Here is a 23,322-nt window from a genome sequence, read left to right as displayed (position 1 = left end):
CCGAAATGCTGAAGATACAGACGGCCCGGAGCTTTCCGGGCCGTTTTCTTTTGGGGAAATCTATTGGCAATCGTTACCTAATATTAACCGCCATTGGGCCACTGTAGCGGAGGAAAAGCAAATTCGATCCTTCGGGGGATGGCCTGTTGAGAAAAATTCTTGTGGTGGCGGCACCTTTGGCGCTTGGCGCGTGCGGTGGTCCGATTGAGTTGACGGTGGCAAAGCTTGCCGGTGATTTGATCAGCTATGTGTCGACCGGCAAAAGCACAACCGACCATGCGGTTTCTTTCGTTGCCGAGCGCGATTGCGCGCTGCATCGCCCGCTTCTCGAACAGACCATCTGCAAGGACGACGAAACCATCCTGGCCGAAGAGGCCGCAGCCCTTGCCGTGATGGGCGAGCCTGAGATCAAACAGGAACTGCGCGTTGCCCGCCCGGAAATCTATGCGGTGAATGCCCCGGCAGAAGACTGGTCACGCCCGAGTGCGACGGCGCTCAAATCCAACGCGATTGTCACCACCAACCTGCCGCCACTGACCCCGAAAAAGACGCCTGAAGATGCGGTTGATGCGGTTGAGGTTGCCTCTGCACGCGATCAGATCGAAGTCGAAGACGTTGCCGTTGATCGCAGTGACCTTGGCCCGATCGACCCGCAGGTCGAGGCGGATGCCGCCGTTGCAGGTTATGTCAGTGATGAACCGGCAGCCGAAATTGCCGCGCCACAGGAAACCGTTACTGCCGCATTGGTCGATCCGGCGGTTATGGGTGACGGGGATGATGTGGTGGTCAAACCGGTGGATGCAGCACTTGACGGGGAGGCCCTTGCAGGGGATGACCTTGCCGCGCCGCTGCCCGGTGATTATGTGGTATTGGCAAGCTTTGCAGATGAAGCGCGTGCCAACAGGGCGCTGGGCCTTTATAAGGAATACCAGCCGCGCCTTTTGAATGCCGAGGTCAAGGGCAAGCCGTATCTTCGTGTTGCGGTCGGGCCGCTTTCGGCAGAACACGCACATGATTTGCGCCTTCTTGCTGCCAAAAAGGGGGTTAAAGATCCCTGGATTGTCGGAGTTGGCGCCACCGGAGAGTGATGTTGTCTGGATTTTTTTCAGAGATTAAGCAACGTCAGCGTTCCCTTAAAGGAACGCTGATCTTTTGTTTGGGTCTTGGTGGCTGTGCCGCGCAGGCTGGTAATGTGACGGGCATCGAAGATGCCATCGTGCCGCATGTGGCGGAATATCACTTCAAGCTGAGCCATGCCGAACAGGGCAGCTCGATCGTTGATGCGTCCGGTGTGCTTGGCTATCGCTTTGAGAAGATGTGCGATGGTTGGGTCACGGAAATGCAGCAGATCATGATCCTTCAGGGCAGCGAAGGCACGCCGATCAATTCGGCCTATTCCATGACCCAGTGGGAAGATTTCGACGGCACGGAATATCGTTTCCGCATGCGTGATTATCTTGATGGCACCAAGGTCGACGAGATCGTCGGCAAGGCGGTCCGCAAGGACGATATGGTCAAGGTCAGTTACGAAATCCCGGTCGAGGTCGAGGAGGAGCTTCCGGCCAATGCCATGTTCCCGACCCAGCATTCGCTGGTGTTGCTGAAACGTGCGAAAGACGGGGTGCGGTTTGCCAATGATCTGGTGTTTGATGGCAGCGGCGATACCCCGACCAACCGGGTGGCTGTGGTGATTTCAGGCAGCAAGGATGCCGATAATACCGCCAACGATCCCGATGCGATTGCGCGCGGTGCGTTCCATCGCATGAACCTGGCATTTTATCCGATCGGGGCGGCGGAAAACGGCCCGTCAACCGAGATGGCGGTTGATTTTGGTGATAACGGTGTCGCGCATGGTATGCGATTTGACTATGGCGAGTTTGAAGTTCTGGGAACCCTTGACAAGGTCACCAAGCTGCCGCTGCCGGAATGCGGATCGCAATAGACAGATTTTAAAATCCAGACGTAAAAAAGCCTGCCTAAAAAAGGCAGGCTTTTTTAGTGGGGAGTGCCCGGGTGTTTTACGCAGCAGCAGAATTGCGTGAGGCGTTGCAATAAAGCCCGTAGAGGGTCTCGATCACGCGCAGAGCATCGTTACCATTCAGCGAATAGTAGATGGTCTGTGCTTCGCGACGAGTCTGGACGAGCTTGTCACGACGCAGGCGTGCAAGATGCTGCGAGAGGGCGGACTGGCTTAGCCCGACAATGCGTTCGAGTTCGCCAACCGACTTTTCGCCTTCGTTGAGTTGGCAAAGGATAAGCAGTCTGCTCTGATTGCTCATGGCCTTTAACAGGGTGCTAGCCTGTTCGGCCTTTTCTTCTAAGTTGTTAAGTTCCATTTGGCTTCCTTATGAGCCTGACCGCAAGCGGCCATTGTCCCAATGAAAATTCGACAAATCACCAGACGGAGCCATCGGGTGGCTTCTGATCCGACTGGCGCGAAGTCACTGCGGTAATGATACCTAAAGGATAGTGACTTCTGCCACCAACAAATTACAGGAATTCATCGGTAAACTTATTCTCAAGTATATTACAAATCTGTCAAGAGAGTGTTTACTCGGATCTGACCTGCGGCTGATGGTGTTTGTGCCGGATTCCGGCCTGTCGAACTTCCTTCCATGCACCAGATTTTTCTCTGGCGATCGCGAATGTGATCCCTTGGGCGGTGTGCGGGCGAATGAAACCTTTGCACCGATTCCGACAGGACCTGTTTTTATTTGATTATGTTCCCGTTTGCTCGGTTTGAAACATAATCGATACCAGCATATACAAACCCGAGAAAACGGCAAAACTGTGAAAGTATTAGTAGCAGACGTGACACGCGCCAAATGATGCGAAGATCGAAGGCCAAAGAGCTTGCCTTATCGTTCGGTGATGTGCTGATTTAGAACAAAGAGAAGCATCCTGTTTTGCGCTAGAACAAGCAAAGCAGGATAAAAACAACGGACGCGGTCAACGCGATCCCCTGACCCGGGCTTGGTCCCGGCGCCGCACCATATCGGACCATTCAGGAAGGCGACGCAGAAAAATGGCGACTTTGTTCGTGACCCATCACGATTGTATTGAACATGATACCGGCCCGGGACACCCGGAATGCGCCGATCGTCTGCGCGTGATCCAGCGCGTTTTCGAGGCCGAGGAATTCATGTTCCTTCACCGCGAAGAAGCGCCGCTGGGCGATATCGACCTGATCAAGAAAGTGCATGACCCGGCCTATGTCGACAAGGTGATGGCAAGCATTCCCGACCACGGCATCGAGCCGCTTGATGGTGATACGTATGTGTCGCCGGGGTCGGGCAGGGCGGCATTGCGATCAGTTGGCGGGGCCTGTGTTGCGGTCGATGCGGTGATGGAGGGGCATGAAAAGAATGCCTTTGTCGCGACCAGACCGCCGGGACATCACGCCGAATATGACCGGGCGATGGGATTTTGCCTGTTTAACAATGCCGCCATTGCGGCCCACCATGCGCGCAACAAATTCGGCATCAAGCGGGTGGCGGTGATGGATTTCGATGTCCATCACGGCAACGGCACGCAGGACCTGTTTTATAATGATGCGGACCTGTTTTACTGCTCCACCCATCAATGGCCGCTTTATCCCGGCACCGGGGCCGAAAGCGAGCGCGGATGTGCCAACAATATCCTGAATGTCGGTATGATTGCCGGATCGGGCACTGCCGAAGTACAGGAAGCATTCAATTCGACGGTCTTGCCCGGTATTGCAGCGTTCAAGCCGGAACTTCTGATCATTTCGGCGGGCTTTGACGGGCACAAGAATGATCCGCTGGCGGGGCTTTGCTATGTGGCGGATGATTTTGTCTGGATGACCAAGCAGTTGATGGATCTTGCCGAGGAACAGTGTGGTGGACGTGTGGTGTCCTTGCTTGAAGGGGGCTATGATTTGCCGTCGCTTGCAACCAGTGCCGTGCAACATGTGCGGACCTTGATGGGTGCCCATTAAGGGCAGCCGATATCACCCTGCTGTTGCCTGACAAAAGCGTTTCAGTCAGACGAAATTGCGTTCTGTTCGGTTGCCCTGATCGTGACTTGCGCGTAAACTCCGCGCCGATCTAAGAAATGGAGCTTACATGTCCGAGGCTACTGCATCTCCCGCACTTCCTGAAGATATCGCGAAACTGAGTTTCGAAGAGGCGCTTGGGCAGCTTGAAACCCTTGTGCGTCAGCTTGAACAGGGGCAGGTCGGGCTTGATGACGCCATTGCGTCCTATGAACGCGGTGCGGCGCTGAAACGCCATTGCGCGGACAAACTGCGTGCGGCTGAAGAGCGCATCGAAAAAATCACCCTGAATGCGGATGGCCGCCCGTCGGCAACCCCGACCGAAATTGAATAATCGGAGACCGTCGTGAGTTACGACATGATTGCCGAACTGAGTGCGGCGTCTGCTGATCTGGGCGAGACGCTTGACGGGATCCTGCCCCGCGCCAATGGCCAGATCGAGCAGCGCCTGTATCAGGCGATGCGCTATTCGACGTTGGGCGATGGCAAACGCTTACGCCCGTTTCTGGTGCTGAGCTCTGCCGGGTTATTCAAGGTATCGCGCCGGTCTGCTCTGCGCGTTGCCGCCGCGGTCGAGATGGTGCACAGCTATTCACTGATCCATGATGACCTGCCGGCGATGGATGACGACGATCTGCGTCGCGGCAAGCCCAGCTGCCACAAGCAGTTTGACGAGGCGACAGCGATCCTTGCTGGTGATGCGTTGCTGACCCAGGCGTTTGAAGTGCTGGCCGATGAAGACACTCATCCTGATCCGCGTGTTTGCACCGATCTTGTCCGCGCCCTTGCCCGTGCGGCAGGGCCGTATGGCATGGTCGGTGGGCAAATGATCGATCTGGCCGGGGAAGGACAGAGCTTTGATCAGGCGCAGGTCACACACCTGCATTTGCTTAAGACCGGGCGGATGTTTGCCTTTGCCTGCGAAGCAGGCGCAATCCTTGGCAAGGCACCGAAAAGCATTCGCTTGGCCCTGCGGTCCTATGCGCACGACATGGGGCTGGCGTTTCAGATCAAGGATGACATCCTTGATGTCGAGGCAAGTTCGGAAGAACTCGGAAAGACGGCCGGCAAGGATGTTGATCAGGAAAAATCGACCTTCGTCAAATTGCTGGGTCTTGATCAGGCCCGCGAGCAGGCGAGAATGCTGTGCGATCAGGCGATTAATCATCTGAACTGCTTTGACGACGAGGCCGAACCGCTGCGTGCGGTGGCGCGTTTTGTGGTTGAACGCGGCCGTTAATCGGCTGTGGCCCTAGATCATCACCATGACCGATCACGCGCCATACACAGCCGGTTTTCGCGACCGGCTGTTTGACAAGGACCCGTTTCCGTTAGCGATCTGGTATCCGGCGACCGCACCGGAAAGTTCCGTGCGTCATATGGGCGTGGTGTCCAGTGCGGCGCGCGGGGCCGCCTTTGCCGATGATGGCCCGTTTCCCATCGTGCTGTTTTCGCATGGGTCCGAAGGGCATCGGTTCAATCAGTTTTGGTTGGCGGAATATCTGGCACGGCGGGGTTATATCGTTGCGGCCCCGCAGCATGTTGGGGACAACTACCTTGATGCGTCCGAAGCCCGGCAATTGGCGATTATCGAGCGCCGCCCGCAGGAAATGCGTCTGGCACTTGATCTGTTGTTGGCGCATGACGAAATCGGGCCGCAGATTGACCAGGACAAAATCTATGCCCTTGGTCATTCGGCGGGTGGGGCGACGGTCTTGAAGCTGGCCGGTTGGGATTTTGATGCCAAGGCCTGGCAGGATTACTGCGAAACCAACGCTGATACGGATCACGTGATTTGCCAGCATGCGCCAAGCGATGATCACCTTGATCGGTTGCACACTGTGTATGGCGGGCCGGTGGTGTCCGAGCGCGATGACCGGATTGCGGCCATCATCGCGATTGCGCCAGCCTTTGGCGTGGCAGCGACCGATGCGGGATTGAGCGATATTGATATCCCGATGCTGTTTGTCGAGGCCGATACGGATGAAATCCTGCATGAGCATGTTAACGCCGCACACTTTCGCAAGCTGTTGCGCGGGCGGGCAAAGTTTGTGAAGGTCAAGGGGGCCGGGCACTATTCATTCTTGCCGAAATGCACACCATATATTGCAGAGAATTTTGGCTATTTATGCCGCGATTTTGGTCAGGATCGCGACACCATTCACCGCACTGTCGAGCAAGTGATCCACCGTTTCCTCGATAAGGTAAAAACCGGTGAAATTCAGGGTCGCTAATTCGGTCGAACCTCGCTATTTTACGCAGCTTGCAACATGGCGCCATAACAGTCACCCTGTTGCAGGGTCAGGACTCATTAATTTGATTTGAATGGCAGACGTTATATTTGTGAAATCCAAGGAAAGGCCTGCCGGGCGGGCTGGTATCCCGGCCAAGGGGTTTGACGCAGGAGTTTGCAAATATAACGTCTGTCCTTCGGATTAACCTGATTTGCACGGACTACTTTGTCGCAAAGCCTTGAAAGATGAATATCTTCCGTCGGCTTTGCTCCGCGTATCCGCACAAATCAGGTGAACCATTCAAACCAAATTAATGGGTCCTGACCCTAACCAACGCCATATAAAAAATTGAAATCGAGATCGGAATGAGCACGACCTCCAAGACCCCGCTGCTGGATACCATCAACACCCCCGAAGAGCTGCGCAAGTTGCAGCCTGCCCAGATGAAGCAGGTTGCCGACGAATTGCGCGCCGAGGTGATTGATGCGGTATCGGTGACCGGTGGGCATCTGGGTGCTGGCCTTGGTGTGGTCGAGCTGACGGTTGCGATCCATTACCTGTTTGATACGCCTTATGATCGCTTGATCTGGGATGTTGGTCATCAATGCTATCCGCATAAAATCCTGACCGGTCGGCGTGATCGTATCCGCACCATACGTCAGGGTGGCGGTTTGTCCGGTTTCACCAAACGATCCGAATCCGAATATGATCCGTTCGGGGCGGGGCATAGCTCCACCTCGATCTCGGCAGGCCTCGGTATGGCGGTGGCCAACCAGCTATCGGATGACAAGCGCAAGAACGTGATTGCCGTGATCGGCGACGGATCGATGAGTGCGGGCATGGCCTATGAGGCGATGAACAATGCCGCCGCCACCGATCAGCGCTTGATTGTCATCCTCAATGACAACGACATGTCGATTGCCCCGCCGGTGGGATCGATGTCGGGCTATTTGTCGCGCCTGATTTCGGGCAAGGGATATCAGGGCCTGCGCAATGCGGCGAAGGGCCTGACCAAGCATCTGCCGCGTCAGATCGAAGAGGCCGCGCGCAAGCTTGAAGAATATACCCGTGGCATGGTCACGGGCGGTACGCTGTTTGAAGAAATGGGCTTCTTCTATGTCGGGCCGATTGATGGTCACAACATGGATCATCTGTTGCCGGTTTTGAAAAACGTGCGCGATGCCGATGTTGATGGCCCGATCCTGATCCATGCCGTCACGCAAAAGGGCAAGGGCTATGGCCCGGCGGAAAATGCCGCGGACAAATATCATGGCGTTGCCAAGTTTGACGTTGTCACCGGCAAACAGGCCAAGCCGACCCCGAATGCGCCGAGCTACACCAAGGTGTATGGCGAAACGCTGGTGAAGCTTGCGGAAAAGGACGAGAAAGTTACCGCGATTACCGCCGCAATGCCATCGGGCACGGGTGTGAACATCTTTGCCGATCATTTCCCCGATCGTGCCTTTGACGTCGGGATTGCCGAACAGCATGCGGTGACCTTTGCCGCCGGGATGGCGTGCGAAGGGTACAAGCCGTTCTGCACGCTGTATTCGACCTTCCTGCAGCGCGGTTATGATCAGGTCGTGCATGATGTCGCGATCCAGAACCTGCCGGTGCGCTTTGCCATGGACCGTGCCGGACTGGTCGGGGCGGATGGGGCGACCCATGCCGGGGCCTATGACATTGCCTATCTTGGCTGTTTGCCGAACTTTGTTTTGATGGCGGCGGCCGATGAGGCAGAGCTTGTCCATATGACCACGACCGCCTGGGCGATTGATGATCGACCCAGTGCGTTCCGTTATCCGCGGGGCGAGGGTGTTGGCGTTGAAATGCCGGCCGAGGGCAAAGTCCTTGAAATCGGCAAGGGCCGTATCCTGCGCGAAGGTGGCAAGATCGCCATCCTGTCCTATGGCACGCGACTGGCCGAGGCGCTTATTGCCGCCGAAGACCTTGCCGCACGGGGTTTGCCTGCCACGGTTGCCGATGCACGCTTTGCCAAGCCGCTTGATCATGAATTGATTGCCGATCTGGCGCGCAACCACGAAGTCCTGATCACCATCGAAGAAGGATCGATCAACGGCTTTGGCGCGATGGTCCTGCAACATATGGCGGGACACGGATTGCTTGATAACGGGCTTAAGATCCGCACCATGGCATTGCCGGATGCGCTGATTGATCATGACAAGCCGGAAATTCAGTACGAGAAAGCCGGGCTTGATGCCAAGTCCATCGTCAAGACCGCCCTTGGCGCGCTTGGCATGAGCGAAAGCAAGGCACGCGCCTGATCAGGTCAAAGATTTCGAGATAAACAAAAGGCCGGTTGTCGGAAATGACAGACCGGCCTTTTTCGTTCCTGAAGTTCGTCAGTCGACGTAAATCATCTTGTGCGTCATGCCGCCATCGATGCGGATGGTTTCGCCGGTCATGAAGCCGGATTTATCACCATCCAGCAGGAAGGAGACGGCCTGCGCGATGTCTTTGGGCGTGCCGACACGGCCAACCGGGTGTTGGGTCTTGTCGGCTTCGCTGTGGTCAGGTTCGGTTTTGTTGGCGTTTTTCTGCCAGTCGCCAACTTCGATCCAGCCCGGTGCGATGGCGTTAACGCGAATGTCGCCCGCAAGGCTGACGGCCAGCGCATGAGTCAGGGCAACGATGCCGCCCTTGGACGCGGCGTAGGGTTCTGTGTTGGCCTCTGACTGGAAGGCGCGGGTGGAGGCGATATTGACAATCGCGCCCTTGGTATCGCGCAGATGCTGTGTGGCGTGCTTGGTTGCCAGAAACGCACCACCCAGATTGACATTGATCACGCGTTGCCATTGATCCCATTCAAGGTCTTCGATGTTGGGAACATGGGGATTGGCAATCCCGGCATTGTTGATCAGGCCATCGATGCGGCCAAACCGGTCAACGCATTGCTGGATGCAAAGTTTGATGTCGGGCTCACTGGCGACGTCGCCCTGCAGGAACAATGTGCGGTCGCGTTCAGCGTCCGTCAGGCCATCAAGCGCGTCCTCGCCCGCATCGGCATCAAGATCAAACATCGCGACCTTCCAGCCAAGGCCCAGAAGGTGCTTTGAGATGCCAAGGCCCAAGCCCTGGGCGCCACCGGTGACAAAGGCCACGCGCGGTGATTTTGCGGACGGGTTATCCATGTCTGCCCCATTTGGTTTTGATGGCAAGGCCGGGCGGATGCGCAGCCCTTGAGGAACTTTTGGGAAATGGTCTTGTTTGCGCGAAATTGCAAGGCGTTTGTATCAGGCAGATACTGACCCGTTTTCAAGCCGATCGAGCAGCGCATGAACGAAGCCTTCCTGACGCCCGTTAAGGCCGCGACGGGTTGCGAGATTTTGCAGCGCCTCGGTTGCTGCGATATGCAGGCGGTAATGGCCGGGATCCTGATCAATGCGGGTTGATTGTTGCGCACTGTCGCCAAACACCATGGCATGGCACAGACCGGCATTGGCCGAGGTAAAGGCGCGACAGGTCAGCGGGCGGATGGCGTAAATGCTGCAACGATCCTGTTCATCAAGCAACGGGCAACGTACCCGGACGTCCGCGGTTTTTGTATATTGTTCGATATCGGTTGCGGCACTGCGCAGGCGATCTTTCAGGGCATCAATCTGTGGCGTGGTGAAAGTTGCCGTGATGTGTGCGGCGATCAGGTCGGTCACACCGGGTGGGACGCTGACAAACAGGTGGCAGCAGGCGCTGCATTGATCGCGACAGGCGCGCGGGTGCGGATTGGGGAAGCTTTGGCGCAAGAGGCTTGATGCCTGTTCGAGTATCGCCATGGTGGCCCCGGCGGCATCGGCAAGCGTATCGGCCGCATCAAGGGCGTGGTCCAGTTCGGTGCGGAAATCGGCAAACATCTGTTCGTAGCGCCGCGAGGCCTCGGTCGTCAGGGCGCCGGTCTGGGCGATGTTGCGCGAAACCCGGTCTATTGCGTCATCAAGCTTGGTCATCAATCCCAGTTACTTTCGTGCTGGTACTCAAGACGGGCCTTCAGATTGGCTGTTTGGTCGTTGTCTAATTTAGCATTGTTTGGCGTTATTCCCTAAAAATTGCATAACGGCGGAATTCGTGACGTTCGGGTTTTGGGGGGGCAGACAAAAAAAACCGGCCAGATAAATCCGGCCGGGGAGGTAGGGTCAGAGACCCGATGGGTGCTGCGGGAAAGAGCTTTCTGTTAGCAGGAAAGGCTCCGGGCAGCGGGAGTATAAGACTGCAACGCTTATGCTGCAGGGGAGGTAAAGGTGTCTTCGTATTGTTTGCGCAGCTGGGCCTTCTGAATTTTGCCCATGGTGTTGCGCGGCAGTTCCTTGATCACCCAGATGCGCTTGGGCACCTTGAATTTCGCCAGCTTGTCCTGGGTGCGTTTGATGATGGCTTCGGGGTCGGCCTGATCGCCATTGGCCGCCACAATCACACCGGCAACGGCTTCGCCGAAGTCGGGATGTGGCAGGCCAAAGATCGCGACTTCATCGACCTCGTCATATTCGGCGATGACTTCTTCGACTTCCTTGGGATAGACGTTGAAGCCACCGGAAATGATCAGGTCCTTGTCACGGCCAACGATGGTGACATAGCCGTCTTCACCGATGGTGGCGAGATCGCCGGTGATAAAGAAGCCGTCAGACCGGAACTCGGACGCGGTTTTTTCCGGCATCTGCCAGTAGCCTTTGAAAACGTTCGGGCCACGGACTTCAAGCACGCCGATTTCACCAGCCCCCAGAACATTGCCATCCTTGTCACAAACGCGTGCCTCAATCCCCGGCAGGGTCGGACCAACCGCACCCGGACGACGTTCGCCATCGAGCGGGTTGGACGTGTTCATGCAGGTTTCGGTCATGCCATAGCGTTCAAGGATCTTGTGACCGGTGCGTTCAAAGAATGCGTCATGGGTTTCGGCCAGAAGCGGGGCCGAGCCCGAGACGAACAGACGCATGTTGGCGGTCACATCCTTGGTGAATTTCGGATGCGCCAGCAGGCGGGTATAGAAGGTCGGAACGCCCATCAGAACGGTTGATTGCGGCAGGCGTTCAATCACGTCATCGGCATCGAATTTCGGAAGCAGGATCACCTTGCCACCATTCATCAGCATGATGTTGATCGCAACAAACAGCCCGTGGGTATGAAACAGCGGCAGGGCATGCAGCAGAGTATCACCCGGCTTGAAGCCCCATGCCTGATGCAGGGTTTTGGCGTTCGAGCCCAGATTGTTGTGGGTCAGCATCGCGCCCTTGGACCGGCCCGTCGTGCCCGATGTGTACAGGATGGCGGCAACGTCATCCTTGTCGGCGGCGACGATGTCGGTCATGGCGGTGGCGTTTGCGGCTTCGTCATTGAGGCTGCCATCGCCGTTTGAACCAAGCGACAGAACTGCCGCCACGTCATTCTTGGTGCCCAGTTCCTTGGCCGCATCAATATGGGCCGGACGGCAGACGAAGACACGCGGTGCGGCATCACCGAGGAAATAGGCGATCTCGTCGCCGGTATAGGCGGTGTTAAGCGGCAGATGAATGGCGCCAAGTTGCAGGCAAGCCAGATAGAGCGCGATCACATCGGATGATTTGTCGACCTGTGCGGCAACGCGGTCACCCTTGACCACGCCATGGGATGCCAGCACGGCGGCATAACGACCGGTGCGATCAAGCAGCCACGAAAAACTGCGTTCGGTGCCGTCGCGTTCAATCAGAAACGTGCGGGATTTGTCGGCCGGAAAACGGTCCAGAAATGTTTGAAGAAGATTATCTGACATGGTCATACCTGTTTAAATTCCGGCAAGCTGTGCGACGGATTTCGATGTGGCGATCTTTCCGTCATTCATCAGTGCTTCGTGGTTTTTCTCGATATCATTGAGGTGATAGGCGTAGTTCACCATCATGCCGCCCGCCTGACGCAGACCCTTTTCGGAGGTATCGCCAAGCCAGTTCAGGCGTTCAAGCTGTGCACCATTGCCCAGATGGAAGCGGGCAGTGGGGTCAAGCGGGGACTTGCCGCGTTTGCAGGTGGCAAGATAGGTGGCACACAGCGCCAAAGTCGGCTTTTGCAGCTTGGCGACCTTGATCGGATCGTTGATCCAGTCGTCTTCGCTCAGCCCGTCAAGCACCTGACCGGCAAGCTCGGCGTCATCGGCCTTGCTTTTCTGGCGGGTGCGCAACCAGCCCATGAAGCCCGGAATAGGCGACAGGGTGGCGAATTGTTTGAGCTGCGGGAATTCGCGTTTGAGTTCCTCGACCACCTGTTTGATCAGGAAGTTGCCAAACGAAATGCCCTTAAGACCCGCCTGACAGTTGCTGATCGAATAGAAGATCGCAGTGTTGGCAGTTTCCGGCGCCTTTTCATCGATTTCCGGGGCCAGAAGCGCCTGAACGCTATCGGCCAAGCCATGCACGAGGGCGACTTCAACAAAGATCAGCGGATCGTCGGGGATGGCCGGATGGAAGAAGGCAAAGCATTTCCGGTCGGTCGCCAGACGACGACGCAGGTCTTCCCAGCCCTGAATTTCATGGACCGCCTCATAGCGGATCAGTTTTTCAAGGATGGCCGCCGAGGTATCCCAATCAATGTGGCGCAACTCAAGGAAGCCACGGTTGAACCAGCTGGTCAGCAGGTGCTGCATATCGGCATTCAGCGGTTCAAGGTCGCGGTTGTTCTTGAGAAGCGCGATCAGGGTTTCACGCATATCGACAATGGCCCGGGTACCACCCGGTGCCATGTTGATCTTGCGCAGCAGTTCCTGACGGATCGGCTCGGACGTTTGGGTCAGGACGGCGAGGTTTGCCTCGGACGGGTCCTTGGCAAAGGCCTCGGCGGCCTTGGTGACCTTGGCGCGATCAGCGCTAAAGTCATTTTGCATCATCCGGAAGAAGGCCAGATGGTCTTCTTCGGGCAGGTTTTCCCAAAGCCGCACCACTTCGCGTGCAGCCGCGGTGCCACGTGCCTCGCCCTTTTGCGAAACAAGGTCCTTACACATGGCGCCAAGCTGCTTGAGCGGGTCCTGCGGGGTCGAGAGTGGCAGATCAAGCAGTTCACGACCACGGTCGGCAATGCTTGAAAGCCAGCTTTTGACAGACATGCCTGACATTAGCGTCCTCCGATGATGGTTTCCGGAAGCCAGGTGGCGATCTGCGGGAAGAAGCACAGAATGATGATAGCCGCGATCATGCACATCACATAAGGGAAGGCGCCCTTAAGGATGCTCTGCAGACGAATGTCGGGTGCAATGCCATTGATGACATACAGGTTCAAACCAACCGGCGGGGTGATCAGGCCGATTTCCATGTTGATCGTCAGGATCACGGCAAACCAGTAAGGATCGAAACCGGCATTGATGATCACCGGCAGCAGGATCGGCGCGCTCATCAGGATGACTGCGACCGGCGGCAGGAAGAAGCCACTGATCAGCAGGAACACGTTGATGAAGCCCATCAGAACCCAACGGTTGACCTCAAGGGCGGAAATCCACTGTGCAATCGACTGGGTGATGAACAGCGATGACAGCATGTAGCTAAACAGGCCGGCAGCCCCGATGATCAGCAGGATCATCACGGATTCCTTGGTGGTGTCACGCATGACATTCCAAAGCTGACCCGGTTTCCACATGCGATACACGATCATCGCGGTGATCAGGCAGAACAGTGCGCCAACGCCAGCCGTTTCCGAAGGAGTCGCAACACCGCCATAAAGGGCGAACAGAACCGCACCGATGATGACAAGGAAGGGCAGAACACGCGGAAGGATTTCAAACTTTTCCTTCCAGGTGTATTTGACAACACCAAGGGCGGCCTGGGCGTTACCCTGACGCCAGGTCGAATAGAGCGACCAGGCCATGAACAGGGCGGTGACCAGAAGACCCGGCAGAAGACCGGCAAGGAACAGACGCCCGATCGAGGTTTCGGTCGAGATGCCGTAAACAATCATGGTGACACTTGGCGGGATCAGGATGCCCAGGGTACCGCCAGCGGCAATCGAGCCGGCCGCAACCGTATCGGGGAAGCCGCGCTCGCGCATCGCCGGGATGCCCATCTTGCCGATTGCGGCACAGGTGGCAGGGGACGAACCCGACAGTGCGGAAAAGATCGCGCAGGCGCCAAGGTTTGAAATCACAAGCCCGCCCGGAATACGGGTCAGCCAGCGATCAAGAACAGAATACAAGTCACCACCGGCCCTTGATGAGGCAACAACCGCGCCCATCAGGATGAACATCGGGATGGCGAGAACTTCGAAACTTTCGAGTTTGCCGAACAGGATTTCCGGCAACAGCGGTAGTGATCCGGTGCCATCAAAGGTGATGATGAAGCCGACACTGACCAGAAGCAGGCCGATACCGACCGGAATGCCGGAGAAAAGAACAAGAGTGGTTGCGATGCCGACAACGGCCGCAAGAAGCAAGGGATCCATGATGCGGCCTCCTTAGGAAATGTCGTCGCGAATATCGAACGGTGTCGATCTGCGGGTGATAAGCGACAGGAAATCGGCAAAGAACTGCAGGAACAGCAAGCCAAAGCCGATCGGCAGCGCGGTGTAAGGTTTCCAGAGTGCGACGGCCCAGATGGTTTCAGACAACCAGCCGCCTTCATAGGCCTCGATCACCAGTTCCAGACCATAGAAGCCAAACAGTGCGCTGATCGCCATGCCACATGACAGGGTCAGGATGGCAAGGGTCATGCGTGCGCCGCGTTTGAGGTACATCGGGAACAGGTCAACATTGACGTGACCGCGCAGCAATTGAACATAGGGCAGGCCGACCAGTGTTGCGCCGATCATCAGGAAGATGACGGCTTCGGTCTGCCAGACGGTGGATTCATTGAGCACATAGCGCATGAAGACCAGCTGGCAGATGATCAGCATCGCAATGGCAAACATGCTTGCCGATGCGATCCCGCAAATGCGCGATAGGAAATGGATGGCAGAGATGACGCCATCAAGCGGGCCCTTTGGCGCCTGAGACCGGTTTGCGGCCATGGCGTTTTGATGGTCGATCGGCTCGACATCAGGCGGGGGAGGCATATCTGATTTAACGGAATGCGACGCACTTGGTGTCTGCGTGAAATCGTCTGGCAGATCAATCGGAAGTGGGTGCGGGGACATGGCGTTCGACACGCGCGTTCTCCTCTGACGGAACCGTATTGGTCTATATTTTTGTATTTTGAGGAATGGGGTGGTGCCGGACGGACCGGCACCACCATCACTTCACGTCAAGAACCGATCATTCGACTGCAAGTGCCATATCAAGAAGTTCCTGACCGTTCGGGGTCTCTTCAACGAACTTCTTGTAGGAGGTTTCCTTGGCCAGAGCCTGCCAGGCAGCGAAGTCTTCATCGGTCAACTCGGCGATTTCAACGCCGTTTTCCTTGAAGACGTCGATGCTGTCAGAGTCCTGCTTGCGGCCTTCGGTGGTGTAGTATTCTTCAGCCTTTTTCGCAGCAGCAGCCAGGGCTTCTTTCTGCGCATCATTGAGGTTGTCGTAGCTTTTCTTCGACATCAGGACCGGCTGATACATGAACCACAGTGCGTTGCCTGCGGCCGGGGTGTAGCAGCTGACCTGCTCGTAGATACGATAGGAAACGAAGCTTGAGGAGCTGGTGTTGGTGGCATCAAGAACGCCGGTCTGCATGGCCGGATAGATTTCCGAGCTCGGCATGGCGGCGATGGATGCACCGGCACCTTCAAGCATCTGCTCGAACGATTTGCCGGCGGCACGAATCTGAAGGCCTTTTACGTCTTCCGGCTTGCGGATGCAGCCCTTGGTCGAGGCAAAGCCACCGGCCAGCCAACCCTTGGCAACGGTTACAACACCATCTTCGTTCAGGAGTTCTTCGATTTTAGCCATGAACGGGGATTCGTTGATGCGGTTGGCATGATCGTGGTTTTTGACCAGTGCCGGCATCAGGGTCAGGTTGGTTGCCGGAACGCGACCACCGGCATAGGCCAGCGGATAAACGATCATGTCGAGCTGTCCGCGTGTCATCGGGGTCCACTGTTCTTTTGCCTTGAACAGGGAGCCGGACGGGAAGATCTGGATTTCCAGATCAACGTTTGCGGCTTTGACTTCATCGGCGACGATCTGTGCAACCTTGTGACGGATGTCGCTGGTCGACCACTGGTGAGACAGTTTGAGCGTCTCGGCGCCAGCAGATGCGGACATGCCAAAGGCAGCAACAGACATGGAGATGGCGGCAACAGACGCCGTAAGAGTCTTCTTGAAAATCTTCATCTTTATCCTCCCGGATGAAGCATGCGTTTTGAATGCATTTTAACGGCTTTTTGCACGTCTTATTATTGATGCGGTTTTCGCATTGGAAGAAAGCGTTACAGATTTCTGGCATGCTGTCTATGCAATTTTGTATACCAGAACGTCATTTTGCAGTGCCACAAATCCGCGCCCTAGTATTTGCCGGGGGATTTAGGAAAACCGCGCCTGAACTTTTGCGATGCAGCAGGAAATCATCGCAAAGCAGCATCGAAAAGGCTTTGATTGGTACCAGAATATGTGTTCTGGTATACCAGTAAGTGACGAAAAACGAGGTCCCACATGTCGCAAAACGGAAAGCTTGCCACCGATCTGGTCCAGAAACTTGAACGCGATATCGTGACCGGTGTGCTCAAGCCTGGCGACAAACTTGACGAGCGTTCTTTAAGCGAACGGTTCGGTGTTTCACGCACGCCTGTGCGTGAGGCGCTTCAGACACTTGCCGGTTCGGGACTGGTTGCGACCATGCCACGCCGCGGCACCATTGTTGCCTCGATCACGGTTGCCGAACTGATTGAAATGTTCGAAGTCATGGCAGAACTTGAAGCCATGTGTGCGAGGCTTGCGGCACGACGCATGCCGCGGGTGGATATCGAAAACCTGATTGCGCTGTCCGAAGAGTGCAACGGGCTTAAGGATCATGCCGATGCGGACGCCTATTACGAGGCCAATGTTCGCTTCCACGAGGCGATCTATGCCGGATGCCGCAACAGTTTCCTTGAACGTCAGACCAAGAATGTGCGCAACCGACTTGCACCTTATCGTCGTCTGCAATTGCACCGTCCGGGGCGTGTGAAGAAATCCAACAACGAACATGCCGATATCCTGAGTGCCATTTCCAATGGCGAGGCCGAGACGGCCGGCAAACTGATGCAGCAGCATGTGGCGGTTCAGGGTGAGTCGCTTAATGATCTGCTGGCGATTGTGCCGCGCGGATACCTCGAACCGCTGGCCAGCTAATTCCGGTTTAAAAGCGACACCAAATGCGTGACCTTTTTGGGCGGGTGCGTTAAAACGCGCTCATGGCAAAGAAACGTTTGGATCAGTTGCTTGTGGAACGTGGACTGGTGGAAAGCCGGTCCAAGGCGCAGGCTTTCATCATGGCAGGCAATGTCTTTAGCGGCGAGCAACGGCTTGATAAGCCGGGCATGCCGTGCAAGGAAGACATTTCCATTACGCTGCGCGGGCAGCCCCATCCGTGGGTGTCACGTGGCGGGCTCAAGCTTGAAAAAGGGTTGGCCGAGTTCGAGATCGACGTGACCGATTTTATCGCGGTCGATGTCGGCGCATCCACCGGCGGCTTTACCGATGTTCTGCTTCAGAACGGGGCGGCCAAGGTTTATGCCGTTGATGTCGGGCAGGGGCAGCTTGATTGGAAGCTGCGCAATGATGACCGCGTTGTGGTCATGGAAAAGACCAATGCGCGCCACCTGACCGAAGAACAGGTCCCCGACGCCATTGATATTGTCGTTTGCGATGCCAGCTTTATTGGCCTTCGTACCGTGCTTCCGGCCAGTATGGAACGGGTAAAGGATGGCGGGTATCTGATCGCGTTGATCAAGCCGCAATTTGAAGTCGGCAAGGAACGGGTTGGCAAAAAGGGTGTCGTGCGCGAACCTGAATTGCATCAGGAAGTCTGCGATACGATTTCCGACTGGCTTGCCAATCTTCCGGGCTGGGAAGTGCTGGGCATCACCAAAAGCCCGATCACTGGTCCCGAAGGGAATGTTGAATTCCTGATTTGCGGGCGGAAAGCAGCCTGATCAACAGGCCCGATTTCCACCCGTCCTCATCAGATTACTTGCCGATTTTCTTCATGAAGAAATCAATGCCGGCCTGTGCGCAGTCCTGATCTTGCGGCGGGGTGCCGGAACTGACGCCGATACCACCGACGCATTCGCCATCAACGAACACTGGCAGGCCGCCCGCGACAATCGACAGGCGACCGCCAATTTCGGAATCGATGCCATAGGCCGGTTTGCCCGGCTGGGCAGCGGCGGCATATTCATGCGTGCCCTTGCGCGCACCCGATGCGGTAAAGGATTTGTCCTGGGCGATGGTGGTGCTGGTGACCTTGCCGCCATCCATGCGTTCAAATGCGATCAGCACACCGGATTCGTCGGTAATCGCGATGCACATCGGAACCCCGATTTCGTTGGCGCGGTTGCGTGCGCCTTCGATCAGGATATAGGCATCCTCAATGGACAGGCGTTTGATGGTCAGCATTGGACTTCTCCCGGGACGTTTTCTTTGATGCAATTAACTTGCGGCATCTTAGGGCCTGCGCCAAAAGTCGATCAATCAGATAAAACGGCTTTCCGTATGGTGGAAGGCGCAGCATGTTGCGCCCGCCACTTAGAAGTCGGGGCGCATGATCATCAGGTAAAGTGCGCCCAGCGGAAACAGGATGGCAATCCGCCCGACCATGTTCCACAGCCTGCGGCATTTCTCATAGCTTGCGGGCATTTCGGTTTCGCCGTTTGCGACGGTCCTGGCCGCGATCTTTGACATATAGATCTGAAGCGGGAGCAAGCCCACCAACCACAGCATCGCTGCCATGCCAAACAGGCCAATGCCATAGATCAGATAGGGGGCGTCTGAAAGCGCGATGCCGGTCGCATGAAAAAGTCCGATACCACCAATCACGATCAGGGCCGAACCGAGTGCCGTAAAGGCAAGGTCGGTGACGTTGATCAGTCGACAGGCAAAGGCGATAACGACCGGGTTGTTGGTGCGGTCTGCCTGTATTTTCCAGACGGCGGATACGATGATGTTGCCCAAAAACAGGATGGCGCCAATGACGTGTATGAGTTTGACGGTTGCGTATTCCATCTGATTTTCCGGTTGGTAACAGGCGGCTGCCCGTTATGGGTTAAGGGGCTTTAGTGGAGTTGACCGGCATGGTCAGGTCTTCGGCCAGAAGGCCCAGAACAAAACTTGAAAGATCCTGATCAGCGGGCGGTACGATCATGCCGTCAATCACCAGCATGGCGATGCCGTGTGCGCGGCTCCAGGCGGCGAGGGCGCGGTTATAGGCACTGGCGGCCTCGGCCAGGGTCATTTCGGCCTTGCGATCAACTGATGTGACGGCGCGTTGCAAGACGTCAAAGGCGTTATCGGCGGCATCGCGCAATTCGGGATATTGATCCAGTGGCGGTCGTTCGCGGCCAAAGATCAGACGGAAATGCTGCGGGTTTTCAACAGCAAACTGCACATAGGCAGCCCCCAGCGCCATGATGCGTTCTTCGTGATTGGGGTGACTTTCCGCAGCACTTTCAAGTTGTTCGGCGAACCGTTCAAAGGCGGCAATCGCGACTGCCGCCAAAATGCCATCCTTGCCGTCAAAATGGCGATAGGGGGCGGCTTCCGACACACCGGTCAGCCGCGCCAGACGGCGCAGCGACAAGCCAGCCGGGCCTTCGTCCGTCAGGATGTTTTCAGCTTGTTGCAGGAGGACATTCCGGACATCACCGTGGTGATACTTTCCCATTTGCACGTATCTCGTTTTTCTTATGTTAACTTTGTTAACATTAAAGCGTGACACACGAGTGCGCAAGACCAAAAATCACGTTTTTTCATACGGATCTGATCGCGGAAGGCTGCGGGTTATCGTGATGTGAGGGGGCTGGCCAATCAGGCCAGAACGAAATCAAACCGGCCGATTTCGCCGTCACTTGCCGGATGCATATTCATCAAAAGCGCGCTGTCAAACAGGTGATCAAGCTCGTTAAGCGGTTCATCCGGGAAATAGAGCTGGGTGGTCAAGGTTCGGCCATTCGGCGGGGTGATCTTGACGTGGTAGTGCGGGGTGCGTCCGGCATATTCGGCCGGGCGGATGGTATCGAAATAATAGCGCCCCTGGCCGTCAGTGCGTTGATAGCCGCGCATGTTAAAGCCCTGATTGTCGTAACGGCCGTCGGCATCCGCATGCCACAGATCGACAATCGCATTGGCAATCGGCGTGCAGGCCGAGTTCAGCACATAACCCAGCAGGGTCACCGGCGTGCCGCCAGTATCGGTTCGGAAGTTGCGCTTTTCGGGCGGGTTTTCGCTATAGAACGGGCCTTCGGTCATGGCGCGTGTCGGGCCGATATCCTCCCCGCAGGCCGGGGTCGCTGGAAGGGTTCTGTCACTGGCGTAGGAAACCGGTGAAAGAATGGAATTGCCGATAAGTGCCGAGCCTGCAGCAAACCAGCCCTTAAGCGCAGACCTGCGCGACAGACCGGCCAAGTCCAGATCGATGGTCATTGGTTTTGCCTTTTCCCAACCGCGTTTGGGACCGTGTTTTTTTGTTATGAGGTACAGATGTGGTCGCGGCGCGAAACTACAAGGTGAGATGGGCGAAAATTACTTTGATCAACAAAAAAAATGCGCCACCCGTGACGGGATGGCGCGAGGGAAGTCTGGCGCTTCAGGGTTCGGGGCTGCTTCAGGCGGAGTTGTTTTCCTGCTCAGCCGGTTGAGTTTTCGGGGTGTCTGCGTTGGTTGCCGCTGGTTCTGGTGCGGTTGGTGTGTCTGGGGGCGCTGGTGTCGTTGGTGTAGTGGTGTCTTGCTCTGGCTTGCTCGAACTGTCGTTTGGATCGGCTTCAGCTGCGTTTTCCGGTTTATCGCTGTCTTCTGACGACGTGCTGTCTTGGGCCGGATCAGCATCGGCCGTTTTCCCGTCATCGTCGGTTGCCGGTGCCTGGGTGTTCTGCGATGCGGCGGTTTGGGACGCATCGGACGATTGCGTGCCGTCTGAGGATTGCTGCGGATCCGGGGCGGGTTTGGAGGTGTCGCTTGCCTCTGCATCTGCTTGTGCTGCATCTGGTGTTTCAGACGCCGGGGTGGTGTCTGGCTTGACAGCTGCGTCGGGTGCCTTGGCATCTGTGGCCGCAGGCGAAGTTTCCGGGCTCTTATCTGATGGGGACGCGGCCGGATCTTTATCGGTGTTTGCCTCGGTCTTGTCGTTGTCCGGTTTTGCTGCTTCGGCAACTGGTGGTGTCAGGTCAACTGTCGGGGCGGCCGGCGTCTTTTGATCTTCGGGCCGGTCGGGGCGGATCAGGAATTTATTTGACAGCGTGTCCTTGCCGATCAGAAGCGGTTGATCCAGTGGCCCCATTTCCAGAAGGCCGATTTCGACATCACGGATAACGCCGCCCAGCTTGATGCGGGTTTTGATCACAGGGGCGTGCACGGGCGGGGTGCTGGCGCCGGTTTGCACATCGCGAAAGCCCGCAACGGGCAAGGTCAGCTTCCAGACAATGGTGCGCGATTTAAGGCTGCTTTCAGCGGCAGGCGGGGCTTTGATGGTCAGGGAAAAAGATACCGATCCGCTGGCCGTTGCATCTGCCGCGTCGTCACTGCTGCTATCGGAACTGCCGGTATCGTCCTTGTCATCGCCCTCATCATCGACAGTGAGGTCACTGACAAACAGGCAGGTTTGCGGTGCCGCGCCGAGGATCATGGACGGCAGCCCTGAAATCCCCCAGTCAGGCAGGGCGACGGCTTCGTCCGCAAACAGGACGATGCGATTTTTGAGCTGCGCGTCACTGCCAACCGTTCCGCTGGGAGCCGGTTTTTTGTTGGATGCAGCAAGTTGGATCAGGGTTTTGAGCAATATCGGGTTCATGCCACTTAGACGCGGCATGAAACCAGTTGTGATGCGATATTCGCCCGTTCCGATTGCGTCGGAAAACTAGCCCGAAAACTAGCTCGGAAAATGCTTGTTGGTGTTCCAGCCTTCGCACTGTGCGCGGTGGCGCAAAAGGTGGTCGGCAAGCGTGATCGCAGCCATCGCTTCGCCCACCGGAACGCCACGGATACCAACACACGGATCATGGCGACCCTTGGTGACGACATCGACTTCCTTGCCATAGATATCAAGGCTTTTGCGAGGTGTGAGGATCGAGCTGGTCGGCTTGACGGCAAAGCGCACGACAATGTCCTGACCTGATGAAATCCCGCCGAGAATGCCACCGGCATGGTTGGAGCCAAAGACAGGTTTGCCATCTTCGCCCAGACGCATTTCATCGGCATTTTCGATACCGGTCAGTTCGGCGGCCTCGAACCCGTTGCCGATCTCTACCCCCTTGACGGCATTGATCGTCATCATCGCCTTGGCCAGATCGGCATCAAGCTTGTCATACACCGGATCGCCCAGGCCAACCGGAACACCGGAACAGACAACCTCAATCACCGCACCAACCGATGATCCATCCTTGCGCAGGCCATCAAGATATTCTTCGAATACCGGAACGGCTTCGGGATCGGGGCAGAAGAACGGGTTGTTATCAACCTCGGCCCAGTCCCAGTTGGCCCGGTTGATTTCCTTGGTGCCCATTTTGACCAGGGCCGCACGGATTTTGATGTCGTCGCCCAGCACCTTGCGGGCAATTGCACCGGCGGCAACGCGCATGGCGGTTTCGCGGGCCGATGAACGGCCGCCGCCACGATAGTCGCGGGTGCCGTATTTTTCCCAATAGGTGTAATCGGCATGACCCGGGCGGAACTGGTTTTTAATCTCGCCATAATCCTTGGAACGCTGATCGACGTTTTCGATCAGAAGACCAATCGGGGTGCCGGTGGTTTTGCCTTCGAACACGCCCGAAAGGATTTTGACCTGATCAGGTTCGCGGCGCTGGGTGGTAAAGCGCGACTGACCGGGTTTGCGTTTTTCGAGATAATTCTGAATATCGGACTCGGTAAGCTCAAGCAGGGGCGGCACACCATCAACGACACAGCCAATGGCCGGGCCGTGGCTTTCGCCAAAGGTGGTGAAGCGGAAAAGTGTTCCAAAACTGTTGCCAGCCATAACCGATTATCCAGAATTCAAATAA

General features: G+C 56.4%; 24 protein-coding genes. 10 read left to right on the top strand and 14 right to left on the bottom strand.

Translation table 11 applies throughout. The features are described 5' to 3' along the window. The first annotated feature begins 146 nt into the window (after window positions 1–146). Window positions 147–1,088, top strand: a complete 942-nt coding sequence (locus tag AC5Q5A_RS16030; RefSeq protein ID WP_493895883.1) for an SPOR domain-containing protein — start codon at window positions 147–149, stop codon at window positions 1,086–1,088. Further along, window positions 1,088–1,942, top strand: a complete 855-nt coding sequence (locus tag AC5Q5A_RS16025) for an EipB family protein (RefSeq protein WP_493895882.1) — start codon at window positions 1,088–1,090, stop codon at window positions 1,940–1,942. The genes AC5Q5A_RS16030 and AC5Q5A_RS16025 overlap by 1 nt, the downstream gene beginning before the upstream one ends. Before the next feature lie 76 nt (window positions 1,943–2,018). On the opposite strand, the gene AC5Q5A_RS16020 is transcribed toward AC5Q5A_RS16025, so the two are convergent. Beyond that, window positions 2,019–2,336 (bottom strand): ArsR/SmtB family transcription factor, encoded by a 318-nt coding sequence (locus AC5Q5A_RS16020; protein ID WP_008891276.1) that lies wholly within the window; start codon window positions 2,334–2,336, stop codon window positions 2,019–2,021. A 133-nt stretch (window positions 2,337–2,469) separates the two neighbouring features. Here AC5Q5A_RS16020 and AC5Q5A_RS16015 point away from each other — a divergent pair, with 133 nt between their 5' ends. From AC5Q5A_RS16015 to dxs, 6 genes are all read left to right on the top strand, one after another. After that, a complete protein-coding gene (locus AC5Q5A_RS16015) occupies window positions 2,470–2,718 on the top strand; it encodes a hypothetical protein (protein WP_493895881.1) in 249 nt (82 codons plus the stop codon). A gap of 307 nt (window positions 2,719–3,025) precedes the next feature. Then, window positions 3,026–3,958, top strand: a complete 933-nt coding sequence (locus AC5Q5A_RS16010) for a histone deacetylase family protein (protein WP_493895880.1) — start codon at window positions 3,026–3,028, stop codon at window positions 3,956–3,958. Window positions 3,959–4,085: 127 nt separating this feature from the next. Next, a complete protein-coding gene (locus tag AC5Q5A_RS16005) occupies window positions 4,086–4,349 on the top strand; it encodes an exodeoxyribonuclease VII small subunit (protein ID WP_008891279.1) in 264 nt (87 codons plus the stop codon). 24 nt (window positions 4,350–4,373) lie between these two features. Further along, window positions 4,374–5,255 carry a polyprenyl synthetase family protein gene (locus AC5Q5A_RS16000; protein ID WP_008891280.1) on the top strand — a complete coding sequence of 294 codons (882 nt, stop codon included), beginning with the start codon at window positions 4,374–4,376 and terminating at the stop codon, window positions 5,253–5,255. 25 nt (window positions 5,256–5,280) lie between these two features. Beyond that, a complete protein-coding gene (locus tag AC5Q5A_RS15995; protein WP_493895879.1) occupies window positions 5,281–6,249 on the top strand; it encodes an alpha/beta hydrolase family protein in 969 nt (322 codons plus the stop codon). A gap of 365 nt (window positions 6,250–6,614) precedes the next feature. After that, window positions 6,615–8,534 carry a 1-deoxy-D-xylulose-5-phosphate synthase gene (gene dxs, locus AC5Q5A_RS15990; protein ID WP_493895878.1) on the top strand — a complete coding sequence of 640 codons (1,920 nt, stop codon included), beginning with the start codon at window positions 6,615–6,617 and terminating at the stop codon, window positions 8,532–8,534. A 78-nt stretch (window positions 8,535–8,612) separates the two neighbouring features. Here the strand turns inward: dxs and AC5Q5A_RS15985 are convergent, their stop codons facing one another. From AC5Q5A_RS15985 to dctP, 7 genes are all read right to left on the bottom strand, one after another. Then, a complete protein-coding gene (locus AC5Q5A_RS15985; protein ID WP_493895877.1) occupies window positions 8,613–9,401 on the bottom strand; it encodes an SDR family oxidoreductase in 789 nt (262 codons plus the stop codon). A 102-nt stretch (window positions 9,402–9,503) separates the two neighbouring features. Continuing rightward, the gene (locus AC5Q5A_RS15980; RefSeq protein WP_493895876.1) at window positions 9,504–10,211 is read right to left on the bottom strand and encodes a YkgJ family cysteine cluster protein; all 708 of its coding nucleotides are present in this window, start codon (window positions 10,209–10,211) and stop codon (window positions 9,504–9,506) included. Window positions 10,212–10,480: 269 nt separating this feature from the next. Further along, the gene (locus tag AC5Q5A_RS15975) at window positions 10,481–12,007 is read right to left on the bottom strand and encodes a malonate--CoA ligase (RefSeq protein WP_493895875.1); all 1,527 of its coding nucleotides are present in this window, start codon (window positions 12,005–12,007) and stop codon (window positions 10,481–10,483) included. A gap of 12 nt (window positions 12,008–12,019) precedes the next feature. After that, a complete protein-coding gene (locus AC5Q5A_RS15970; RefSeq protein ID WP_008891286.1) occupies window positions 12,020–13,336 on the bottom strand; it encodes a malonyl-CoA decarboxylase in 1,317 nt (438 codons plus the stop codon). Beyond that, complete coding sequence (locus AC5Q5A_RS15965; protein WP_008891287.1) at window positions 13,336–14,652, bottom strand: TRAP transporter large permease; 1,317 nt, start codon at window positions 14,650–14,652, stop codon at window positions 13,336–13,338. Before AC5Q5A_RS15965 ends, AC5Q5A_RS15970 begins: the two co-directional genes overlap by 1 nt. 12 nt (window positions 14,653–14,664) lie before the next feature. Further along, on the bottom strand, window positions 14,665–15,354 hold the full coding sequence (locus AC5Q5A_RS15960) for a TRAP transporter small permease (RefSeq protein WP_008891288.1): 690 nt from the start codon (window positions 15,352–15,354) through the stop codon (window positions 14,665–14,667). A gap of 106 nt (window positions 15,355–15,460) precedes the next feature. Beyond that, a complete protein-coding gene (gene dctP, locus AC5Q5A_RS15955; RefSeq protein WP_063087123.1) occupies window positions 15,461–16,468 on the bottom strand; it encodes a TRAP transporter substrate-binding protein DctP in 1,008 nt (335 codons plus the stop codon). A 318-nt stretch (window positions 16,469–16,786) separates the two neighbouring features. Here dctP and AC5Q5A_RS15950 point away from each other — a divergent pair, with 318 nt between their 5' ends. Both AC5Q5A_RS15950 and AC5Q5A_RS15945 read left to right on the top strand, forming a co-directional pair. Continuing rightward, complete coding sequence (locus tag AC5Q5A_RS15950) at window positions 16,787–17,464, top strand: GntR family transcriptional regulator (RefSeq protein WP_008891290.1); 678 nt, start codon at window positions 16,787–16,789, stop codon at window positions 17,462–17,464. 62 nt (window positions 17,465–17,526) lie between these two features. After that, window positions 17,527–18,267, top strand: coding sequence for a TlyA family RNA methyltransferase (locus AC5Q5A_RS15945; RefSeq protein WP_493895874.1), 741 nt, complete (start codon window positions 17,527–17,529; stop codon window positions 18,265–18,267). Between the two features lie 34 nt (window positions 18,268–18,301). Here the strand turns inward: AC5Q5A_RS15945 and AC5Q5A_RS15940 are convergent, their stop codons facing one another. The 6 genes from AC5Q5A_RS15940 to aroC form a co-directional block, all read right to left on the bottom strand. Further along, the gene (locus tag AC5Q5A_RS15940) at window positions 18,302–18,730 is read right to left on the bottom strand and encodes a GlcG/HbpS family heme-binding protein (protein WP_008891292.1); all 429 of its coding nucleotides are present in this window, start codon (window positions 18,728–18,730) and stop codon (window positions 18,302–18,304) included. A 129-nt stretch (window positions 18,731–18,859) separates the two neighbouring features. Then, entirely contained in the window at window positions 18,860–19,336 is a 477-nt protein-coding gene (locus AC5Q5A_RS15935; protein WP_493895873.1) for a DUF2269 family protein, read from the bottom strand. Window positions 19,337–19,376: 40 nt separating this feature from the next. Then, window positions 19,377–19,994, bottom strand: coding sequence for a TetR/AcrR family transcriptional regulator (locus AC5Q5A_RS15930; protein ID WP_287445154.1), 618 nt, complete (start codon window positions 19,992–19,994; stop codon window positions 19,377–19,379). A gap of 143 nt (window positions 19,995–20,137) precedes the next feature. Further along, a complete protein-coding gene (locus AC5Q5A_RS15925; RefSeq protein ID WP_493895872.1) occupies window positions 20,138–20,752 on the bottom strand; it encodes a dioxygenase family protein in 615 nt (204 codons plus the stop codon). Between the two features lie 181 nt (window positions 20,753–20,933). Beyond that, the gene (locus tag AC5Q5A_RS15920; RefSeq protein ID WP_493895871.1) at window positions 20,934–22,133 is read right to left on the bottom strand and encodes a hypothetical protein; all 1,200 of its coding nucleotides are present in this window, start codon (window positions 22,131–22,133) and stop codon (window positions 20,934–20,936) included. Window positions 22,134–22,193: 60 nt separating this feature from the next. After that, window positions 22,194–23,297, bottom strand: coding sequence for a chorismate synthase (gene aroC / locus AC5Q5A_RS15915; RefSeq protein WP_120225070.1), 1,104 nt, complete (start codon window positions 23,295–23,297; stop codon window positions 22,194–22,196). Between the last annotated feature and the right edge of the window lie 25 nt (window positions 23,298–23,322).

Source organism: Thalassospira sp. CA1 (genome assembly GCF_059052855.1).
The sequence above is the reverse complement of the archived record's forward strand: the minus strand, read 5'-3'. Positions and strand labels throughout refer to the sequence as shown.

Excerpts from the sequence above, each read along its gene's own strand:
- AC5Q5A_RS15975 (WP_493895875.1), bottom strand. The coding sequence starts at position 12,007 with ATGTCAGATAATCTTCTTCAAACATTTCTGGACCGTTTTCCGGCCGAC.
- AC5Q5A_RS15965 (WP_008891287.1), bottom strand. The coding sequence starts at position 14,652 with ATGGATCCCTTGCTTCTTGCGGCCGTTGTCGGCATCGCAACCACTCTT.
- AC5Q5A_RS15930 (WP_287445154.1), bottom strand. The coding sequence starts at position 19,994 with ATGGGAAAGTATCACCACGGTGATGTCCGGAATGTCCTCCTGCAACAA.
- AC5Q5A_RS15980 (WP_493895876.1), bottom strand. The coding sequence starts at position 10,211 with ATGACCAAGCTTGATGACGCAATAGACCGGGTTTCGCGCAACATCGCC.
- AC5Q5A_RS15995 (WP_493895879.1), top strand. The coding sequence starts at position 5,281 with ATGACCGATCACGCGCCATACACAGCCGGTTTTCGCGACCGGCTGTTT.
- AC5Q5A_RS15970 (WP_008891286.1), bottom strand. The coding sequence starts at position 13,336 with ATGTCAGGCATGTCTGTCAAAAGCTGGCTTTCAAGCATTGCCGACCGT.
- dctP (WP_063087123.1), bottom strand. The coding sequence starts at position 16,468 with ATGAAGATTTTCAAGAAGACTCTTACGGCGTCTGTTGCCGCCATCTCC.
- dxs (WP_493895878.1), top strand. The coding sequence starts at position 6,615 with ATGAGCACGACCTCCAAGACCCCGCTGCTGGATACCATCAACACCCCC.
- AC5Q5A_RS15945 (WP_493895874.1), top strand. The coding sequence starts at position 17,527 with ATGGCAAAGAAACGTTTGGATCAGTTGCTTGTGGAACGTGGACTGGTG.
- AC5Q5A_RS15950 (WP_008891290.1), top strand. The coding sequence starts at position 16,787 with ATGTCGCAAAACGGAAAGCTTGCCACCGATCTGGTCCAGAAACTTGAA.
- AC5Q5A_RS16005 (WP_008891279.1), top strand. The coding sequence starts at position 4,086 with ATGTCCGAGGCTACTGCATCTCCCGCACTTCCTGAAGATATCGCGAAA.
- AC5Q5A_RS16025 (WP_493895882.1), top strand. The coding sequence starts at position 1,088 with ATGTTGTCTGGATTTTTTTCAGAGATTAAGCAACGTCAGCGTTCCCTT.
- AC5Q5A_RS16020 (WP_008891276.1), bottom strand. The coding sequence starts at position 2,336 with ATGGAACTTAACAACTTAGAAGAAAAGGCCGAACAGGCTAGCACCCTG.
- aroC (WP_120225070.1), bottom strand. The coding sequence starts at position 23,297 with ATGGCTGGCAACAGTTTTGGAACACTTTTCCGCTTCACCACCTTTGGC.
- AC5Q5A_RS16010 (WP_493895880.1), top strand. The coding sequence starts at position 3,026 with ATGGCGACTTTGTTCGTGACCCATCACGATTGTATTGAACATGATACC.
- AC5Q5A_RS16000 (WP_008891280.1), top strand. The coding sequence starts at position 4,374 with ATGATTGCCGAACTGAGTGCGGCGTCTGCTGATCTGGGCGAGACGCTT.
- AC5Q5A_RS15920 (WP_493895871.1), bottom strand. The coding sequence starts at position 22,133 with ATGCCGCGTCTAAGTGGCATGAACCCGATATTGCTCAAAACCCTGATC.
- AC5Q5A_RS15925 (WP_493895872.1), bottom strand. The coding sequence starts at position 20,752 with ATGACCATCGATCTGGACTTGGCCGGTCTGTCGCGCAGGTCTGCGCTT.
- AC5Q5A_RS15985 (WP_493895877.1), bottom strand. The coding sequence starts at position 9,401 with ATGGATAACCCGTCCGCAAAATCACCGCGCGTGGCCTTTGTCACCGGT.
- AC5Q5A_RS15940 (WP_008891292.1), bottom strand. The coding sequence starts at position 18,730 with ATGCTGACCATCAAACGCCTGTCCATTGAGGATGCCTATATCCTGATC.
- AC5Q5A_RS15935 (WP_493895873.1), bottom strand. The coding sequence starts at position 19,336 with ATGGAATACGCAACCGTCAAACTCATACACGTCATTGGCGCCATCCTG.